Genomic DNA, 16,819 nt, shown 5'->3' with positions numbered 1-16,819 from the left:
CTCGGTCAGTGAGATCCTTCGATCAAGCTTCCTGGATAGGGGCTGGAAGATGAGACGGATGTCTCTAGGCACAACACCATATCGCCCGATCACCGTTATGGCTTTCGTCTAGAGCTGGGAGACCAGCTTTTTTGTTAGCGATGCTCCCTTTCAATCTCCGGCACTCCAAGAGCGCAGGCCTGTTGTTTTGACTACTTTAGACGAAAGGGTTTCGCTATGAGCACCGACATTATTGTTCGCTTTACCGACAGCTACGAGCAAAAAGTTGGAGACATTAAAAAGATCGTCGGGCTGATGTCCCCCAAATCCATTATCAAAATTATCGACACTCTCGATCTCGATGCCAACCCCCGCAATTCCCGTTTGGGCTCAGTGACCGATGCTATTCAGGCATCCATTCGCGCTGATGAGCTTTCTCCCACGCAAAAGCTCTTCCCTTTTAAATCAAAGGGAATTCTGCTCGCGTCCTCGAGCTACGAGTCCCTTGATCGCGGGCGTTATCGTCTAAGCTTTGCTTCTCACGACGAAGTTGAGGGAATTCTTGACGGCGGCCACAACACACTCGCAATCGGCAGCTACATTCTCAGCGAAGCCGAACATGCGCTTGGCAATCGGCCTCCCAAAAAGAACGAAGTCACAATCTGGGATTCATTCAAGCAAACATGGATGAACCGTCGAACCGATATTGAAGAGTACCTGTCACTTCTCCGTGAAGAAAAAGCAGCCCTCAAAGAGAAAGGCATAAGCACTCTAGACTTCTCGATTCCTGTCGAATTGCTCGTTCCAACCGACCCAAACGATGCGCTCTGCGTTGAAAACTTCCGCACCTCACTTTTGGAAATCTGCGACGCTCGCAACAATAACGCTCAACTCACACAAGGCACCAAGGGCAATCAGGAAGGTCTTTTCGATTCCTTTAAGGCTCTTTATGCCGAAAAATATCCTGAATTTGCAGCCAAAATCAGCTGGAAAACCAACGACGGCAACCCCATTGAATCCAGAAAGCTTGTCGCACTCTCTTGGATCCCGTTATCGCTCATCTCGAGTAACGTCACCTCTGGCGACATCGAAGCGCCACAACTTCCCCTAGTCTATAGCGGCAAGGAGAAGTGCCAGGAAAAGTTCTTGCAGCTTATGAGGGATGACCGAGTAAGCAAAGCTGCTGGTTCAGCGCGCCGCGAACTCAAGAATCCGCAAGTTCTCAGCGCACTCAAAGTGGCTACGGACCTTCCCGGTCTATACGATGAAATCTATTCGCGTTTCCCCAAGCACTACAACAAAACAGGAAGCTACGGAAAAATCGGCGCCGTTAAGAGCCTTAAGAATAGTCGCAATGAATACAAAACTCCCTTCTTTGAAAAGGCAACGGACAATCCTGTTCCTGATGGCTTTATCTACCCCCTAGTCTGTGGCCTCCGCGCATTGATGGAAGCAGATGATCAGGGGAAGGTGTATTGGAAAACTGATCCTCACAAGTTCCTCGATAGCCCGGCATTTGAAAATGTCGTCGCTCAATACAGCGGTGTCATTCAGCAATCTGACTACGATCCGCAAAAGGTCGGCAAGGGCGCTATGAGCTACACCGCCGTTGAAAACTCGATGAAGCTCGCAGTTCTTATGGGCTAGCGGATACTTAGGCAAAGCATCGGCGCGCAAGGACGTCATTTATGCCCGACGCACTTGCGCGCTTATTATTAAGCTGGCTATGTAAAACTCCGGTATAGAAATGAACTATTGTCGTTCTTTATCGACCAGTAGTTGGCAAAACTCCCCTACGTCCATTAGCCAGCTTTGCTGTTCAGCCGTATATGAACCAAATACAGGACGAGGCACAACCAGTTGGAGACTATGCCTGCGCATCGAGTCCGTGTACTCAGTGCTCACCGCCACATCAAGTGTAATCAAATGCTTATTTTCAATTCTATCCGCTTCTTCCAACACTTGGCGCCAGCGCTCTTTAACGGTCGTTTTTGCGCCAAGCATGGTCAGCTTCTCGGCAGGATACAAAGGATTTCTATAAGCCTCGATCGACGGCATAATGAAATCTGGCTTTGATTTGCCCTCAGTATACGGCTGAGCGGAATAACTTATGCCCCATCCCTTAAACAGGTACTCAAGTTGATGCTCGAAAGCAGTTCCCGCGCGCGATTTCCTCCGCTGGAAAGCTGACATCGTGGTCCGTAACACTCCATCAACATCGAGATCGCCTCTTAGATAGGGAGCCAAATCGCGCTCAAGCAGATGCCTCTCGAATACCTTAAAGAGAATCTCTTCTCGCTCATAGCAGTCAAGAAGGCACTTGTCGGGGTTGCTCCTCCAATCAAGCACACCCAAAGTCGATATGGAATACCTCGTGAATTCAATCCCTTTGGGAAAAGAATCACCGAACTTTTCGACCATTTCATCCAAATACGTAACAGCCGACGTGGGAAGCGAAACTTCGATGCCAATCGCTTCAAGAATGGATGCGGCGATTGAGTCTATTCGCCTGTCATCTGCGGTTGACCGCGAAAAACCACTGTCGTCAACTTCGTTCAAACCGAAAAGCCATCTTAATTGGCACTCGGCATTTGATCCTTGTCTAGCAAATACAATCAGAAGACCATGCTCGTCTGAAGGTGCAATGACCATCAGGTCACCGATTCTCGAGGCTCGTATCGCTTCGCTATCGTTGTAATAGAGCCTGTATTCCGTCCTAGTCGGATGTTTCCTGCGCGCGTCGTACCAAGTCGTAAACCCGTGATCAAACAAAGGGTCCGCATCGTCGCAAAGAAATACGAAGGTCGTCGGTATATTTCTTATATCATCGTCGCCAAACAGGGAACGGAGCTCCGCAGTTCCGTTGAATTCATGCTGGTTGCTGCGTTTTCTATCAATATCAACAGCAACGAGTTTCTTCGCAACCGCGCCGTCAAAATAGCTACTCAGAACTCCGTAGTCCATCGAAATACGCTCCCATCATCAGCTTGGCCACTGCTCGCACAGCCGGTACGGTGACAGAATTACCAAATTGATGATATGCCTGCGTATCCGAAACCGGAATAATGAATTGATCGGGGAACCCTTGAAGTCGGGCACATTCACGCGGAGTCAGCTTGCGAGGGTTCTTCCCCTCGCCACGTGAAACAAGAATCTCACTTCCGTCCTTGTGATAGCGTGCTGAAAGCGTCCTTGTCGTGTCATTGGGGCCAACCGTGCTATAGCCAAAGCCGTTGCCTGCCGCCTGATGCTTTTCCTTATATGCACGCAAATAAGCCCACAGTTTGTCGGAAAGAACGTATCGATCATCAGGAGCATCTTCAAGAATCTCCCCGACGGTGTGCCCACCGCCCCCAAGCTCTAGTTGGTCCCAATCAAAATTAGTTTTTTTCTTAAAGCCAACAATGTAAATGCGCTCACGATGCTGGCAAGTCCAATTCTTGCTATCAAGAACCTTGTAGTGCACATCGTAACCAAGCTCGTCCTTAAGGGTCTGCATAATAATCCTGAAGGTCTTGCCGCGATCGTGACTCGTTAGGTTTTTAACGTTTTCCAGCAGGAAAGCATCAGGTTTTTTGTCGCGAATAATACGAGCTACTTCGAAAAATAATGTCCCCTGCGTCTTGTCTTCAAAGCCAGTAGCACGTCCCATCGATTTTTTCTTTGAAACGCCCGCGAGCGAGAATGGCTGGCACGGAAATCCCGCCAATAAAACGTTAAATTTTGGAATGTCGTCCGAACGAACGTCATGAATGTCCCCAGCTGGCTGATCACCGTAATTCATGCGGTACGTCTTCTGTGCATATTTATCCCACTCACAAGAAAAAACGCACTTGCCACCAAGTTCTTGGAACGGCAAGCGAATGCCACCGATACCTGCAAATAGGTCAATGTAAGTGAAAGGAGCGTCCTCCCGATCACCCTGCGCAAAGGGCGCCCGATAACCTAGGGAGCGTATAAACGTGAGCTCCGTAGCAGATGGACTGGTCTCGCCAGTCTCCCAACGCCGGACGGTTCTATCACCATTAGGTCCCATGCCAAGAGCGGCGGCGAACTCCTTCTGAGTCAGCGCGAGCTCCTTGCGTTTGGCAGTTATCTCTTCCCTAACGTCTTTCATGCTATCCAATCGGAACAAACTACGGACGGACTGTCCGCTAATTGACACAGCGTTATCAAGATTAAACGCGATTCATGGCAGTTGCAACACTTTGTTGCAACGCCTTTCAACGGTAACTGAGATTAACGTGTCGCACGGACAAACAATTGCCCCAACTTGCAACTAGCCAACATCAGGCCTGCGTATTCAGTCACAACCTAGAGCTATCAGCAAAGGCGCCATCAACTCGCGTCGTTTGGCGGTTTTAGAGTTCTCTTCCACGAGTTCTTTCAGCCGCTGCGTATCGAGCCCACGTCCAAGCGCGTCGTGATAGGCATCGATAATTAATGAGGGGTCCTCGCAATCGAGGCAAAGATCGACAAGCGTGCGCTCGGGTTTGGTTACCGGCAGGCCGTCGAGCCAAACTATATCCTGCTCGGCAATCTCGCGCTTTACAAAAGAAAGGGATTCGTTTCTTGTATTGATACGCGTGGGCGCGGTCATCCTATAGGGGGACAGGTAGAAATCGCCCATTTGCTGCAGGTTCGCCGCAGTCGTACCGCTCACGGCGATGCCATCCCACTGACGTTTTCTCTCCCACGCGCAAAGGGAGGGATTGGTGAGCTTCCAAAAAGCGTTGAGCTCGTCGGTGTCTCGGCGCTGTGTTCCAGACATCCGGTAGGCGCCGTGGCATATCCGTTCAAGACGCCCCACGCGGCATGAGTGCGCCAGCGCATCTCGAGAGATGTCCATGCGAGCCGCCTGAGCTGTGGTGAACACACCCTCGCTCTCGGAGAGCTCGATTATCGCCGTTATGTTGCTAAAGCACTTCATGTTGCAATTGTAGGAAATTTTCATACTTTTGCAACGTAATTTTTGATCCATGAGATCCGTTTGCCTTGTTTACCCCATTTCTGACGCCGTTTTGCACCGGCACCCCATCCCCCGCTATTGAGGTCTAATACTTTTCCGCGAAGTGAACGGCTGTTTTTGGACCCCTGAAACATCCGCATTTTTCGGCGGCAAAATCGTGGGATTTCAGCATTGAAACCGCAGGAAGCGGCACCTCTAAAGTGTCGATGCTTCGGGGGTCCGTTTTCACTCGTTCACTTCTCGGAAAAGTATTAGACCTCGCTATCAGCTGTCCCAAAGATCAGACCGCCCCTCCTTCACGCCACGCAAAACCTGCCTTTTCTGCCCCTGCCCGCCTCCGCGTCACCCAAAAACTCATCCAACATTAATCTTGGCTCAAGAATCGCTTAATCTATAACCTGCACTATAGAGTTCGACAGAGGGCGGGGCGGCGGCGCGCGACGCAGGCCGCCGAACGCAACGCTCGCGCCCGGGCAAATCGCCCGGCGTCGCGCCCATCGAACGAAAGGACAGGTCATGGACGACCTCGAAAAAGTTGAAACCATCCGCACCAAGTGCAACGTGAGTTACACCGATGCCAAGGCAGCACTCGATGCCGCCGACGGCAACGTTTTGGACGCCATTATTTGGCTCGAGTCGCAAGGCAAGACCCAGACCACGTCGGCGCACGCCGCCACCGAGTCCGAGCCGGTAGATGAGCCCTCGGCCGAGATGGTCGCCGCGCAGGCCGCCTACGAGAAGTCGAGCGAAAAGACCGACTTCTCCAAGAAGATGGACAGCGTGTGGGAGTACCTCAAAAAGCTCTTCCGCCTGAGCCTGGACACCAAGTTTATCGCCACGCGCCGCGATGCGATCATCCTCAACATCCCCATCCTGATTCCCATCGTCGCCTTGTTTGCCTGGGGCGCCACGATATGGCTGATGCTGATCGGTCTGTTCTTTGGCATGCGTTACCGCATCGATAGCGACGGCGACGTGCCCGGCAGCATCAACAACCTGATGAATCACGCCGCCGATGCCGCAGACGATATCAAGCAAAATCTGAACGACGACAAGTAATCGCAGACGGGGGAACGCATGGCACGAATCCTGATCGTAGAGGACGAGGAGAAAATCGCCCGCTTTGTGACGCTCGAGCTGGAGCACGAGGGCTACCAGGTGGAGCACGCCGCCGACGGCCGCACCGCCGTCGACCTGGCGCTGGAGCGCGACTACGATCTGATTCTGCTCGACGTGCTGCTGCCACAGCTCAACGGTATGGAGGTGCTGCGGCGCGTGCGCAAGCACAAGGATGTGCCGGTGATCATGGTCACCGCGCGCGATGCCGTGATGGACAAGGTAGCCGGGCTCGACGCCGGCGCCGACGATTACCTGACCAAGCCGTTTGCGATTGAGGAGCTGTTCGCACGGATCCGCGTGGCGTTGAAGCGCTCGGAGGCCGTGCGGGCGGCTTCGGGCGTTGGCGGCGCTGGGACCGGGGAGGGCGCTACGGGTGCCGGTACCGCCGCGACGTCCCCGGCTAGCGACTCGGCCAAAACCTCTGCCGTGCCCTCCCCCGCCGTGCTCACCGTGGGCTCGGTCGCGCTCGATCCCGACCGCCGCGAAGTCATCGTTGGTAGTTCAACCATCGTACTCACGGCCCGAGAGTTCGACGTCCTCGCCCTGCTTATGGCGCATGCCGGCACCGTGCTCACGCGCGAGCGCATCGCGCACGAGGCGCTGGGCTACGAATACGTAGGCGACACCAACAACGTCGACGTGCACATCGCGCACCTACGCGCCAAGATTGAAGACGCCGGCGGCGCCCGCATCATCCAGACCGTGCGCGGGGTGGGCTATGTCTGCCGCGCATAACGCCGAGACCAAGCGCGTCACCTCCATTGCCCGCGCCATCAACTGGAGCTACATGTGGCGCCGCCTGATGAGCTACGTCTGGCTCGATCTGTGGCTGCTGGTTGTTGCGGCGGCGATCCTGGTCTATGGCTACAACCAGACGCTGCCCGACGGCGCGTTTACCGCAGGCTGGATCCCCGGCGCCACCGTTCACGGCATGTCGTTCGCGCCCGCGCGCGGCTTGGACCTGGCCACGCTCACCTATACCGTCGAGCTTGCGCGCACCACCAAGACCTTCCCCCTCGCGCAGGACCTCATCGCGCTGTGGCCCCTCTATCTTGTCGTTGCGGGCGGGCAAGTCATCAGCGTGCTCAACATGCTCAGCGGCGCTCGCCGCGTGCGCCGCACCATGGCACCGCTCAACGACCTGGCCCTGCGCGTGGACGAGCTCGGCCGCATGCAGCTCTCCGGCGGCAAGATGGAAACGCTGGAGCAGGCAATCGAACGCGCGAGTGTCGACTCGCCGAGCGTCACCACCGGCGACGCCGACCTGGCGAGCATCGAGGTCGCGCTCAACCGCCTGCTGCACCAGATGCAAGAGGCCAAGCTACAGCAGATGCGCTTTGTCAACGATGCGAGCCACGAGCTGCGCACGCCCATCGCGGTGATTCAGGGCTACGTGAACATGCTCGACCGCTGGGGCAAAGACGACCCGGACGTGCTGACAGAATCCATCGCGTCCCTCAAGGCCGAAAGCGAGCACATGCAAGAGCTCGTGGAGCAGCTGCTGTTTTTGGCGCGCGGCGATGCCGGCCGCACCGTACTGAGGCGCGTGGACACCAACATGGCCGCACTGGTCGGCGAGGTGTGCGAGGAATCGCAGATGATCGATGCCGAGCACACGTATCGGCTGGCGTACGACACTGCGCTCGCCAGCGACCCGCGCTGCAATGCTTCTGTCGACGTGGCGCTCGTGAAGCAGGCCCTGCGCGTGATCGTGCAAAACGCCGCCAAGTATTCGGACGCGGGCACGTCCATCACCTTTGGCGTAGCGCAGGATACGGGCACGGGCGCGATCGACATAAGTGTTGAGGACGAGGGTATCGGCATGAATCAGGAATCCGCAGCTCACGCGTTTGAACGGTTCTACCGTGCCGACAACGCACGCGATGCCGGCGCGCAGGGCTCGGGTCTGGGGCTTGCCATTGCCAAGTGGATTGTCGATAGCCATGGCGGCGTTATTGGCGTGACCTCGGTCGAAGGCGTCGGCAGCCGCTTTACGATTCGCCTGCCACGGTAGGAAGCCCCTCGGCGTAAAAAAGGGATAAGGCCATGCGGCCCTATCCCTTTTTGTTCGTTATGGCAGTTTGTGCGCTACTCGCGGCACAGATGCACGGCGAAGCCGGCGAACTCGCGCTTAAAGTACACGAGCTTGGTAGAACCGTCGGGCAGCAGCGCGCGCGACTCCTCGTTAACCTCGAGCCCGCGCTCGGCAAACCACTTCTCGGCCGCATCGATGTCGTTGACGGCAAAGCCGATGTGGCCCTTGGTGCCACGACCGTTCTGCTTCATGACCTCGATCAGCGAATCGTTAAAGTACGAAACCGGGGTCTCGATAACGGGCAAGCCCATCATCGTCGAGAACAGCTCCGCGATCTCCAAGGCGTCTGCCGGGTCGGCGGCGTTGATGCCCACATGGGCGACGCGCATGCCAAAGAGCTCGACCGGATTGGCGTTCTGCTCATTCATACAGGCAGCGCCTACTGAGCCATGACGTCGAGAACGGCCTTCTCGGCAGCAACGCGGTTCATGCCGGTCATGAAGGGCACGCCGCTCACGTACGGGCAGGTGAGGCCCTCGGGGGCAACGGTGGTGGCGATCAGCAGGTCGGCGCCTTCGTCGCAAGCGTCCTTGGCCTCGGAGATGGCGCACTGCACGATCTCATACTTGCCGGCATAACCGTTGGCGTCGAGCATGGTAGCGACCTTCTGGGCAACGAGCGTGGAAGTAGCAGCGCCAGCACCGCAAGCCAAAACGATCTTCTTCATAGGTAATGTCTCCCTTCATGGTTTACTTTAGGTAAGTGTACCGCAGCGAGCGATGGTGCTCGGCCTCGATGCACTTTTGTACCAGTTTGCCTGCGCACTGCGTATAATACATCTAGTACGTGTTGTCATACCGCCTGTTTTATGAGCGACCGAGGAGCTCAATATGCCCGATTCCCGCACACTCTGGACCGCCGTCGTCATTATTTGTATCGCCGTGTCGGTGTTCTTTAGCGTTAAAAAACGCACCACGTTTAAACGCCTGCAGCAGCTTATGGCCGCCAAGCAGTGGGACGAGTTCGATCGTTTGCTCGACGGCAAACTCACCAGCATGCTGTACCCGCGCTACAACCGCGACTACCTGCGCCTGAACTCCTATCTGCTGCGCGAGGACCACGAGCGCGCTGGCGAAATGTTCGACCTGCTGCTGGGGCTCAACCTGCCCAAGATGCAGCGCGTCGACCTGGTGATTAAGGCCTTTAACTACTACGTTGGCCAGGAGGACCGCAAAAAGTCCAAGGAGTTGCTGCACGAGATCAAGGGCTTTGAGGGCGGTCAGGCCGAGGCAGTCGCGCACGAGTGTCAGCTGATGTACGACACGATGATCCTCAAGCGCCACAACGACATTCCCGAACTGGAGCGCATGCTCGAGGATGTCGGCGACGACCCGGTCAAGCGCTGCCGCCTGGAGTACCTGCTGGCCCTGCAGTACAAGAACAAGGGCGACGAGGCCAAGTTCCAGGAGTTCCTGGAGAAGTCGGGCCAACACTCGATGGCCGTCAACGCGTAACGGACGGCTTGTGCTAGACTTCTAGTCTCACGGGGGCGTGGCGGAATTGGCATACGCAGGAGACTTAAAATCTCTCGCCGCAAGGATTGTGGGTTCGAGTCCCACCGCCCCTACCATTGGCTTTTACGGGCCCGTATCTCCCAGAGATGCGGGCCCGTTTCTTTTGCACGCCGGTGGGGCTCGAACCCGCGAGGGGGCGAGCGTCAAGCGGACGCGCAGCGTCCGCAGCGAGCCGGCGAGGGCGCCGGCAGGCGGCCGAAGCCGGTGCGGATTTGCGCAGCAAATACGCAGACGTCCCACCGCCCCTACCACGTATTGTTTACGAGCCCGTGTCCCTTTGGGATGCGGGCTCGTTTCTTTTAGATGCCGTCAACTGCAGGGCACCTAATTTGGGACGGGGCTTTTTTGACTACTTTTCCGCCCACCCAATGAGTTTTCTGGGACGGGGATTAAAAAATCATTGTGTACCTAATGATTTTTTAATCCCCGTCCCAGAAAACTCATTCACGGAAAGGCTCGGGCGGACCATGAAGCTAAAAAAGCCCCGTTCCAAAAAGACTAGTTTTGGAGGGTGCTGAGGTTGGGGGTCCAGCCGATGGTGGGGGTCGTGTCATCGAGAACCTCATTGATGGTGGCGGCCATGCCGGCGAGCAGGCTGTTCTCGCTTACGGTGAGCGTCTCGTAGCCACCAGCGCGCATGAGCTCGCGAATCACCACGGCGCCGGCCAAGATCACGCCCGCACGCTTGGGCTGCACGCCTGGCAGCGTGGCGATGCCCGCAACGTCCAGCGCAGACATGCACTCGATAGCGGTCGAGACCTGCTCCATCGAAAGCTCGCGCAGGTGCACAAAGCTCGAATCGTACGGCTCCAGCTCGTGAACGAGTGCAACGAGCGTGGTGACGGTGCCACCCACCGCGACCAAGCGCTCGGCGCGCTCAAAGTTGTTGGGCAGGCTCTCAAAGTACGCCGTAAACTGCTCGTTTGCCCAGTCGGCAGCAGCCGCAAGCTCACCTGCCAAAGGCGGCAGCGCCGAGAAAAACCGCTCTGTTACACGACGGCAGCCAATGTCCAGCGAACGCGTGCCCTCCAGCGCAAAGACCCCGCGCTCCGGAGCGTATACACCCGTCGCAAGCTCCGTCGACCCGCCGCCCGAATCCGCGACGATGATGCGCTCGCCCGCAAAGTCGTGCGCCACACCAAAAAACGTCAGGCGCGCCTCGACCTCGCCCGGAATCACCTGCGGTTCGAGCCCCAGCTCGCGCAGGCCGCCTAGCAGCAGGGCGGCGTTGGACGCATCACGCGCGGCGCTCGTGCATGTGGTGCAGATGCGCACGGCCCCAAAGGCACGGGCTTCGTCCACAAACATGCGGCACGCAGCGAGCACGCGCTCAACGGCCGCCTCGCAAAAGCGCCCCGTCGCGTCCACGCCCTCGCCCAAGTCGGTGATCTCGGTATGCTTGGACGATTCCACGATCGCCCCGGCCTCGACCTGCGCCAGCACCAGTCGCGACGACACCGTTCCCAGGTCGATCGCGGCCACCTTATATCGTTTGCACTCTGCCATTGCGGGCTCCCCTCCGGGCGTTACTCGCCTACTCGCCGCTGGACGCGACCGTCTGACCCTCGACGCCGTTAAATCCAAACAGCATGTCGAGCGTCTGAATGTACCACGGCGCGTCCTTGCCGACTTCTTCGATCTCCTTGGCCACCTCGCTGGCATTCTTGGCGTTTGAGGACTTCTTTTCAGCCGACGACGAGTCCGAATCGCCATCCAGGCCCAAGACATCAATCCTAGTCTCGCCAGGCATTACCAGGCCCAGGTCCTCGGACGCCGCATCCTTGATGCCCTCCTCCGAGAGCAGCTTGTCGACGCTTTTTTGCAGCTCGTCGTTATATTGCTCGCGAATTTCGACCTGCTTGGCCAAGATGTCGCTCGAGCGCTTAGCCACGTACAGGTCGCGTACGGGAAAATACAGGCTCACGAGCGCCAGCGCCACCACGATACCGATAAACAGCAGGCGCAGAGAGCCATGCGTAAAGTCATAGATCGCCTTGACCACCGCATTGTCGTTGGCGTAGCGCATAAAGTCCGCGCCCGAAAGACGGCTCGAAGGTCTGCTCGATTTGTCGTGCGTCTGGGCCGAGGGACGCGACGAATGCGGCGAACGTGCCGGACGTACTGGTCCATCTGTCGAAGTATTCACTTGAGCATTGGGGCGCGAGGTACTTGTCGGGCGCTGCGTGGAGCGGTCGGCGCCGGCGTAGGCGGACCCACCGAGCTGCACCGTGCGCGCAGGGCGAGGCGACGGCTCGCGCGAACCGGCGGAATAGTACCTGTTGTCGTAAATCTGATCCATGTGCGCCTTGTGCGGTTGAGGTTTGTTTGCGCTAAGTCCTTTAGTTATAGCACGAGCATGCGCACCGCCTTCGCCAGCCTTTGCTCGACATAAAAAAGGCGCTGAGTCGTGTGGCCCAGCGCCCGATAGCGCTCTGTAGCATCTAGCTGGAGCGGGGCAAAGCCGAGTCTGCCCCCCTCCCCGCCAGGCTCGTCTGTCTAGCGAATGTTGTAGAACGCGGCCTTGCCGGCGTAGCGCGCGCTGCCCTCAAGCTCGTCCTCGATGCGGATGAGCTGGTTGTACTTGGCGATACGGTCACTGCGGCACGGGGCGCCCGACTTGATCTGGCCGGCGTTGACGCCCACGACCAGGTCGGCGATCGTGGAGTCCTCGGTCTCGCCGGAGCGGTGGCTCACGATGCAGGCGTAACCGGCCTCCTTGGCGGTCTCGATGGCCTCGAGCGACTCGGTGAGCGTACCGATCTGGTTGACCTTGACCAGGATCGCGTTGGCGGCACCCAGCTCGATGCCCTTCTTGAGGCGCTCGGTGTTGGTGACGAACAGGTCGTCGCCCACTAGCTGCACTTTGTTGCCAATGCGGCGGGTAAGCTCGACCCAACCGTCCCAATCCTCCTCGGCCATGCCGTCTTCGATGGAGATGATGGGATAGGTGTCGACAAGCTTCTCCCAGTAATCAACCATCTGGGCGCTCGTGTACTCCACACCCTCGCCCTTGAGCTCGTACATGCCGGTCTCGGCGTTGTAGAACTCGGTCGAGGCCGGATCCATGGCGTACATGAAGTCGACGCCGGGCTTAAAGCCGGCCTTCTCCACGGCCTTGGTGATGTACTCGAACGGCTCGGCGTTGGTCTTAAGGTTGGGGGCAAAGCCGCCCTCGTCGCCCACGCCGCCGCCCAGGCCGGCCTCGTGCAGCACGCCCTTGAGGGTGTGGTAGACCTCGGCGCACCAACGCAGGCCCTCGGCAAAGCTCGGGGCGCCCACCGGCATGATCATGAACTCCTGGAAGTCGACGTTATTGTCGGCATGCACGCCGCCGTTGAGGATGTTCATCATGGGCGTGGGCAGCAGGTGGGCGTTGACGCCGCCCAGGTACTGGTACAGCGACAGACCCGCCGACTCGGCAGCGGCGCGGGCAACGGCCAGCGACACGCCCAGGATGGCGTTGGCACCGAGCCTGGTCTTGTTGGGGGTACCGTCCGCGGCAATCAGCGCGGCATCGACGGCGCGCTGGTCGAAGGCGTCGAGGCCCACGACGGCGTTAGCGCACTCGTTGTTGACGTGCTCGACGGCCTGCGAAACGCCCTTGCCCAGGTAGCGGCCCTTGTCGCCATCGCGCAGCTCGCAGGCCTCAAAGGCGCCGGTCGAAGCACCCGAAGGCACCATTGCGCGGCCGAAGCTGCCGTCCTCGAGCACGACCTCGACCTCGACGGTGGGATTGCCGCGGCTGTCGAGCACCTCACGACCGTAGACGTCCAAAATATCGCTCATGTTGTCTCCCTCTCACTTGGAAACGTAGTGGATGCAAGCGACTGGCCGACTGCGCACCGTCGGTGCGCCTCCGTAAGTTAGCCGTCGCACTTTTTGCATTATGCCCTAAGTTAGCCGAAGGATACAATTGTTTTTCGAATTATTTAGCGGGAACGATGAGGCATGTCAGCCCGTCGTTCCCGCAGTCTTACTCCTCCGCCTTGGCGGCATCCCAGAGGTCGTTGAGGCCGTGGGTCGAAAGCTCGGCAAGATCCACGTGAACGTCGGCTGCCATCTGCTCCATCGCGGCCCAGCGGCGGCGGAACTTTGCCGTACTGGCGCGCAGGGCACTCTCGGCGTCAATCCCCTCCTTGCGCGCAACGTTGACCAGGGCAAAGAGCAGGTCGCCAAACTCCATCTCGCGCTCGGGCGAGCCGGGCTCCTCGGCCTCAAACTCGGCACGCTCCTCGGCAACCTCGTCCCACACATCCTGGACCGTCTCCCACTCAAAGCCCACGGCAGCCGCCTTACGCGACACCTTCTGAGCCTGCATCAGCGCCGGCAGATGCGTGGGCACGCCGTCGAGCAGGCCCTCGGGCGTTGCCTCGCCCGCTGCCACGGCCTTGTCCTTGACGGCCCTCTCGGCAAGCTTGACCTCGTCCCAAATCTTGAGCACCTCGTCGGAGTTCTCGGCATCCACATCGCCAAACACGTGCGGATGACGGCGAATGAGTTTGGCGTCGATATCGCGTGCCACGTCGGCCAGCGTAAACTCGCCGGCGTCGGCCGCAATCTGCGCATGCAGCACGACCTGCATGAGCACATCGCCCAGCTCCTCGCGCAGGTGTGCCGCGTCGTCGGCCTCAATGCAGTCGAGCGCCTCGTAGGCCTCCTCGATCATGTTCTTGCCGATGCTCTGATGAGTCTGTTCGCGGTCCCACGGGCAGCCATCGGGCTGACGCAGGCGCCAGATGGTCTGCACCAGATGCTGCAGCTCGGCCGACGCATCTACCAGCGTCGACAGGTCGCGCGAACCCTCGGCATTTTGCTGAGCCATATGCTCGGCCATGGTTACTCCTCCTCCAGGATCACGTGGCGGAACGCACCACCCTCATAGATACCGTAGCCGTGCGTACCGTCCTTGGGAATGCTCACGCTGCCGGGATTGAACAGCCACAGGCCCGGGTGCGCCTCGCTTGCCTCGTTAACCTTGATATGCGTGTGACCGTAGACGAGCGCAGAGCCCTCGGGCAGCGCAGGCGCGTGGTCGACGCTGTTGTGCATGCCGGCGCCAAAGACATGGCCATGCGTCAGGAACAGCTCGCGGCCGGCCTCGTCGAACAGCGTGGCGTAGTCTGCCATGACGGGAAAGTCGAGCACCATCTGGTCGACCTCGGCGTCACAGTTGCCGCGCACCGCGATGATGCGGTCGGCCAGGGCGTTGAGCAGCGGAATCACGCGCTTGGGGGCGTAATCGCGCGGCAGGTCGTTACGTGGGCCGTGGTAGAGCAGGTCGCCCAGCAGCACGATGCGGTCGGGCTGCTCGGACTCGATGGCGTCGCACAGGCACTCGGTCCAATATGCCGAGCCGTGGATGTCGGAGGCGATGAGGTATTTCATGGGAAGTCCTTTCGGGATGGGGCAAATAGGGTTGGCGCGGCGCGTTACTTGACCGTGTTACTCAAATCGTAGTACCGCGCCCTGAGCCGCCTGCATTACGCGTTGGAGCGGCACGTTGTGCTCGCGGGCAAGGCGGGCGCAGTCCTCGTACTCGGGCGCCGCGCGCTCGCTGCCATCGGGCAGGGTGGCCACTTTAACGGACACCTCGCCCCATGGCGTCGCTACGCGCTCAAAGCGGCGCGGCAGGCAGACACGCTCCATGACCTGGCGCCGAATGCCGTTGGTCGTGGTTTCCAAAAAAATAATCGTCTGCAGGCGCTCGATATCCTCATGCGAGCAGATCACCTGCAGCTGCCAGCCGGGACGGCCTTTCTTGCAATAGAGGGGCAGCCAGTGCACCTCGCGCGCACCCGCCTCGCGCAGGCGATCGGCGGCGTAGGCGAGTACCTCGGGCGACGCGTCGTCGATGTCGCATTCCAGCTTGACGATGGTTTCGGGCGCATCGGTCTCGCGGGACAGCGGTGATTTGCTATCGCATTGCATACAGTCCGGGTCCTTTCCGCACGGGCTCGTTTTGTTCATCCAAACGCTAGCACACCGGACGTGGCGCAGACGTGACTTTCGTCCATCGCCGCCCTCGCCCCTATCCAAACGCGTACGTCAGCCTCCAAATATGCCATTTTTTGTCGTTTTTGGAGGCTGACGTACACGTTTTGAGAGCGCAAGCGAGACCGCACCGCGCGCCGCGCAGCCTTTCCAATCGATTTCGACCTCCGACGTGCCCGGCGTTTTGAGAGTTGCGCCATTACAATGGAGCGGATTCGCCAAATGCAAAGGAGTCGCCATGCCCGCATGCCCGCTGGTCGATTGCCATACTCATACCTCGTTTTCGGACGGCCATGCCTCGTTTGAGGACAACGTCCGCACCGCCACCGCTGCCGGATGCCGTGTCATGGTCTCGACCGACCACCTCACCTTGCCTTCCAGTATGGATGCTAACTGCGAGGTGCAGGTCGTCGAGGGCGACTTGCCGGCGCACCGCCTGGCTTTTGAGGACGCCCGCAAGCTTGCCGTGCAGATCGCACCCGAGCTCGAGCTTATCTATGGCTTTGAATGCGATTGGTACCAAGGTTGCGAGCCTTTGGTTGAGAGCTGGTCCCAGGGCGCCATCGTACGCCTGGGTAGCGTGCATTGGATTGGCAACCCAGGCGATATTGCGGCAGGCGCCGCAAGCACGGCGGGGACAGAGGACGTCGCTCGCCCCGACACGCCCGATTCGCTCTGCGGCTGGATTGACGACGATACCAACCTGCATGTTTGGGAAAACTTAGGCGTGCGCGGCGTATGGGAGCGCTATGTCGACGACTGGTGCCGCGCCTGCGAGAGCTCGCTCAACTTTGACGTGATGGCCCATCCCGACCTAGTCATGCGTTTTTCGAAAGAGGGCTTTGCGCCCGACTTTAACCCCATGCCCTTTTGGGAGCAGATGGCCGAGTGCGCCCACGACACGGGCCGCCGCGTTGAGGTCTCGACCGCCGCACCGCGCAAGGGCTTGGACGACTACTATCCCGCGACCGGATTGCTGCGTTGCTTTGCCCACGCCGAGGTGCCGATTACTTTTGGCTCGGACGCACACCGTGCCCGCGACATCTGCTGGAACATCCGTGAGGCTCAGGCCCACGCCTACGACTGCGGCTACCGAACCTTCGATATCCCCCACGCCACCGGCGAATGGGAACCCACGCCCCTCGCCTAAGA

General features: G+C 58.7%; 17 protein-coding genes and 1 tRNA gene. 7 read left to right on the top strand and 11 right to left on the bottom strand.

The window, feature by feature from the left end; genetic code table 11:
* Nucleotides 1-216 precede the first annotated feature (216 nt).
* Nucleotides 217-1,626 (top strand): hypothetical protein, encoded by a 1,410-nt coding sequence (locus DXB98_RS07505; protein ID WP_117743696.1) that lies wholly within the window; start codon nucleotides 217-219, stop codon nucleotides 1,624-1,626.
* A 105-nt stretch (nucleotides 1,627-1,731) separates the two neighbouring features.
* Here the strand turns inward: DXB98_RS07505 and DXB98_RS07500 are convergent, their stop codons facing one another.
* The 3 genes from DXB98_RS07500 to DXB98_RS07490 form a co-directional block, all read right to left on the bottom strand.
* Nucleotides 1,732-2,943 (bottom strand): type II restriction endonuclease, encoded by a 1,212-nt coding sequence (locus tag DXB98_RS07500; RefSeq protein ID WP_117743695.1) that lies wholly within the window; start codon nucleotides 2,941-2,943, stop codon nucleotides 1,732-1,734.
* Nucleotides 2,921-4,096: a DNA (cytosine-5-)-methyltransferase gene (gene dcm / locus DXB98_RS07495; protein ID WP_117743694.1), complete on the bottom strand. Its 1,176-nt coding sequence runs from the start codon at nucleotides 4,094-4,096 to the stop codon at nucleotides 2,921-2,923. Before dcm ends, DXB98_RS07500 begins: the two co-directional genes overlap by 23 nt.
* A gap of 186 nt (nucleotides 4,097-4,282) precedes the next feature.
* On the bottom strand, nucleotides 4,283-4,960 hold the full coding sequence (locus DXB98_RS07490; protein WP_199407152.1) for a type IV toxin-antitoxin system AbiEi family antitoxin domain-containing protein: 678 nt from the start codon (nucleotides 4,958-4,960) through the stop codon (nucleotides 4,283-4,285).
* Nucleotides 4,961-5,464: 504 nt separating this feature from the next.
* Between DXB98_RS07490 and DXB98_RS07485 the strand changes: the two genes are divergently transcribed.
* Genes DXB98_RS07485 through DXB98_RS07475 form a run of 3 tightly spaced genes read left to right on the top strand, consistent with a single transcriptional unit; the run spans nucleotide 5,465 to nucleotide 8,081 of the window.
* Entirely contained in the window at nucleotides 5,465-6,007 is a 543-nt protein-coding gene (locus DXB98_RS07485) for a hypothetical protein (RefSeq protein WP_055252376.1), read from the top strand.
* A gap of 18 nt (nucleotides 6,008-6,025) precedes the next feature.
* Complete coding sequence (locus tag DXB98_RS07480) at nucleotides 6,026-6,802, top strand: response regulator transcription factor (RefSeq protein ID WP_117743693.1); 777 nt, start codon at nucleotides 6,026-6,028, stop codon at nucleotides 6,800-6,802.
* Nucleotides 6,786-8,081 (top strand): cell wall metabolism sensor histidine kinase WalK, encoded by a 1,296-nt coding sequence (locus DXB98_RS07475; RefSeq protein ID WP_117743692.1) that lies wholly within the window; start codon nucleotides 6,786-6,788, stop codon nucleotides 8,079-8,081. The genes DXB98_RS07480 and DXB98_RS07475 overlap by 17 nt, the downstream gene beginning before the upstream one ends.
* A gap of 74 nt (nucleotides 8,082-8,155) precedes the next feature.
* Here DXB98_RS07475 and DXB98_RS07470 read toward each other — a convergent pair whose 3' ends face one another.
* Nucleotides 8,156-8,530, bottom strand: a complete 375-nt coding sequence (locus DXB98_RS07470; protein ID WP_055252379.1) for a VOC family protein — start codon at nucleotides 8,528-8,530, stop codon at nucleotides 8,156-8,158.
* Between the two features lie 11 nt (nucleotides 8,531-8,541).
* A complete protein-coding gene (locus DXB98_RS07465) occupies nucleotides 8,542-8,829 on the bottom strand; it encodes a PTS sugar transporter subunit IIB (RefSeq protein ID WP_055252380.1) in 288 nt (95 codons plus the stop codon).
* A 163-nt stretch (nucleotides 8,830-8,992) separates the two neighbouring features.
* Between DXB98_RS07465 and DXB98_RS07460 the strand changes: the two genes are divergently transcribed.
* The gene (locus DXB98_RS07460; RefSeq protein WP_117743691.1) at nucleotides 8,993-9,616 is read left to right on the top strand and encodes a hypothetical protein; all 624 of its coding nucleotides are present in this window, start codon (nucleotides 8,993-8,995) and stop codon (nucleotides 9,614-9,616) included.
* Between the two features lie 31 nt (nucleotides 9,617-9,647).
* Nucleotides 9,648-9,732: transfer RNA gene (locus tag DXB98_RS07455), tRNA-Leu, on the top strand.
* A gap of 442 nt (nucleotides 9,733-10,174) precedes the next feature.
* On the opposite strand, the gene DXB98_RS07450 is transcribed toward DXB98_RS07455, so the two are convergent.
* From DXB98_RS07450 to larC, 6 genes are all read right to left on the bottom strand, one after another.
* Nucleotides 10,175-11,182, bottom strand: coding sequence for a hypothetical protein (locus tag DXB98_RS07450; RefSeq protein ID WP_117743690.1), 1,008 nt, complete (start codon nucleotides 11,180-11,182; stop codon nucleotides 10,175-10,177).
* Between the two features lie 28 nt (nucleotides 11,183-11,210).
* Nucleotides 11,211-11,975, bottom strand: a complete 765-nt coding sequence (locus tag DXB98_RS10455; RefSeq protein ID WP_233505126.1) for a septum formation initiator family protein — start codon at nucleotides 11,973-11,975, stop codon at nucleotides 11,211-11,213.
* 197 nt (nucleotides 11,976-12,172) lie between these two features.
* Nucleotides 12,173-13,462: a phosphopyruvate hydratase gene (gene eno / locus DXB98_RS07440; RefSeq protein WP_117743689.1), complete on the bottom strand. Its 1,290-nt coding sequence runs from the start codon at nucleotides 13,460-13,462 to the stop codon at nucleotides 12,173-12,175.
* A gap of 187 nt (nucleotides 13,463-13,649) precedes the next feature.
* Complete coding sequence (gene mazG / locus DXB98_RS07435) at nucleotides 13,650-14,510, bottom strand: nucleoside triphosphate pyrophosphohydrolase (RefSeq protein ID WP_117743688.1); 861 nt, start codon at nucleotides 14,508-14,510, stop codon at nucleotides 13,650-13,652.
* 2 nt (nucleotides 14,511-14,512) lie between these two features.
* Nucleotides 14,513-15,061 carry a phosphodiesterase gene (yfcE, locus tag DXB98_RS07430; protein WP_117743687.1) on the bottom strand — a complete coding sequence of 183 codons (549 nt, stop codon included), beginning with the start codon at nucleotides 15,059-15,061 and terminating at the stop codon, nucleotides 14,513-14,515.
* Nucleotides 15,062-15,118: 57 nt separating this feature from the next.
* Nucleotides 15,119-15,604: a nickel insertion protein gene (gene larC / locus DXB98_RS07425; protein WP_233505125.1), complete on the bottom strand. Its 486-nt coding sequence runs from the start codon at nucleotides 15,602-15,604 to the stop codon at nucleotides 15,119-15,121.
* Nucleotides 15,605-15,905: 301 nt separating this feature from the next.
* Here larC and DXB98_RS07420 point away from each other — a divergent pair, with 301 nt between their 5' ends.
* Nucleotides 15,906-16,817 (top strand): PHP domain-containing protein, encoded by a 912-nt coding sequence (locus DXB98_RS07420; protein ID WP_117743685.1) that lies wholly within the window; start codon nucleotides 15,906-15,908, stop codon nucleotides 16,815-16,817.
* Nucleotides 16,818-16,819 lie beyond the last annotated feature (2 nt).

The organism is Collinsella sp. OM07-12 (genome assembly GCF_003438275.1).
In the GTDB taxonomy this organism is placed as follows: domain Bacteria; phylum Actinomycetota; class Coriobacteriia; order Coriobacteriales; family Coriobacteriaceae; genus Collinsella.
This window is presented reverse-complemented; position numbering and strand designations above follow the sequence as displayed.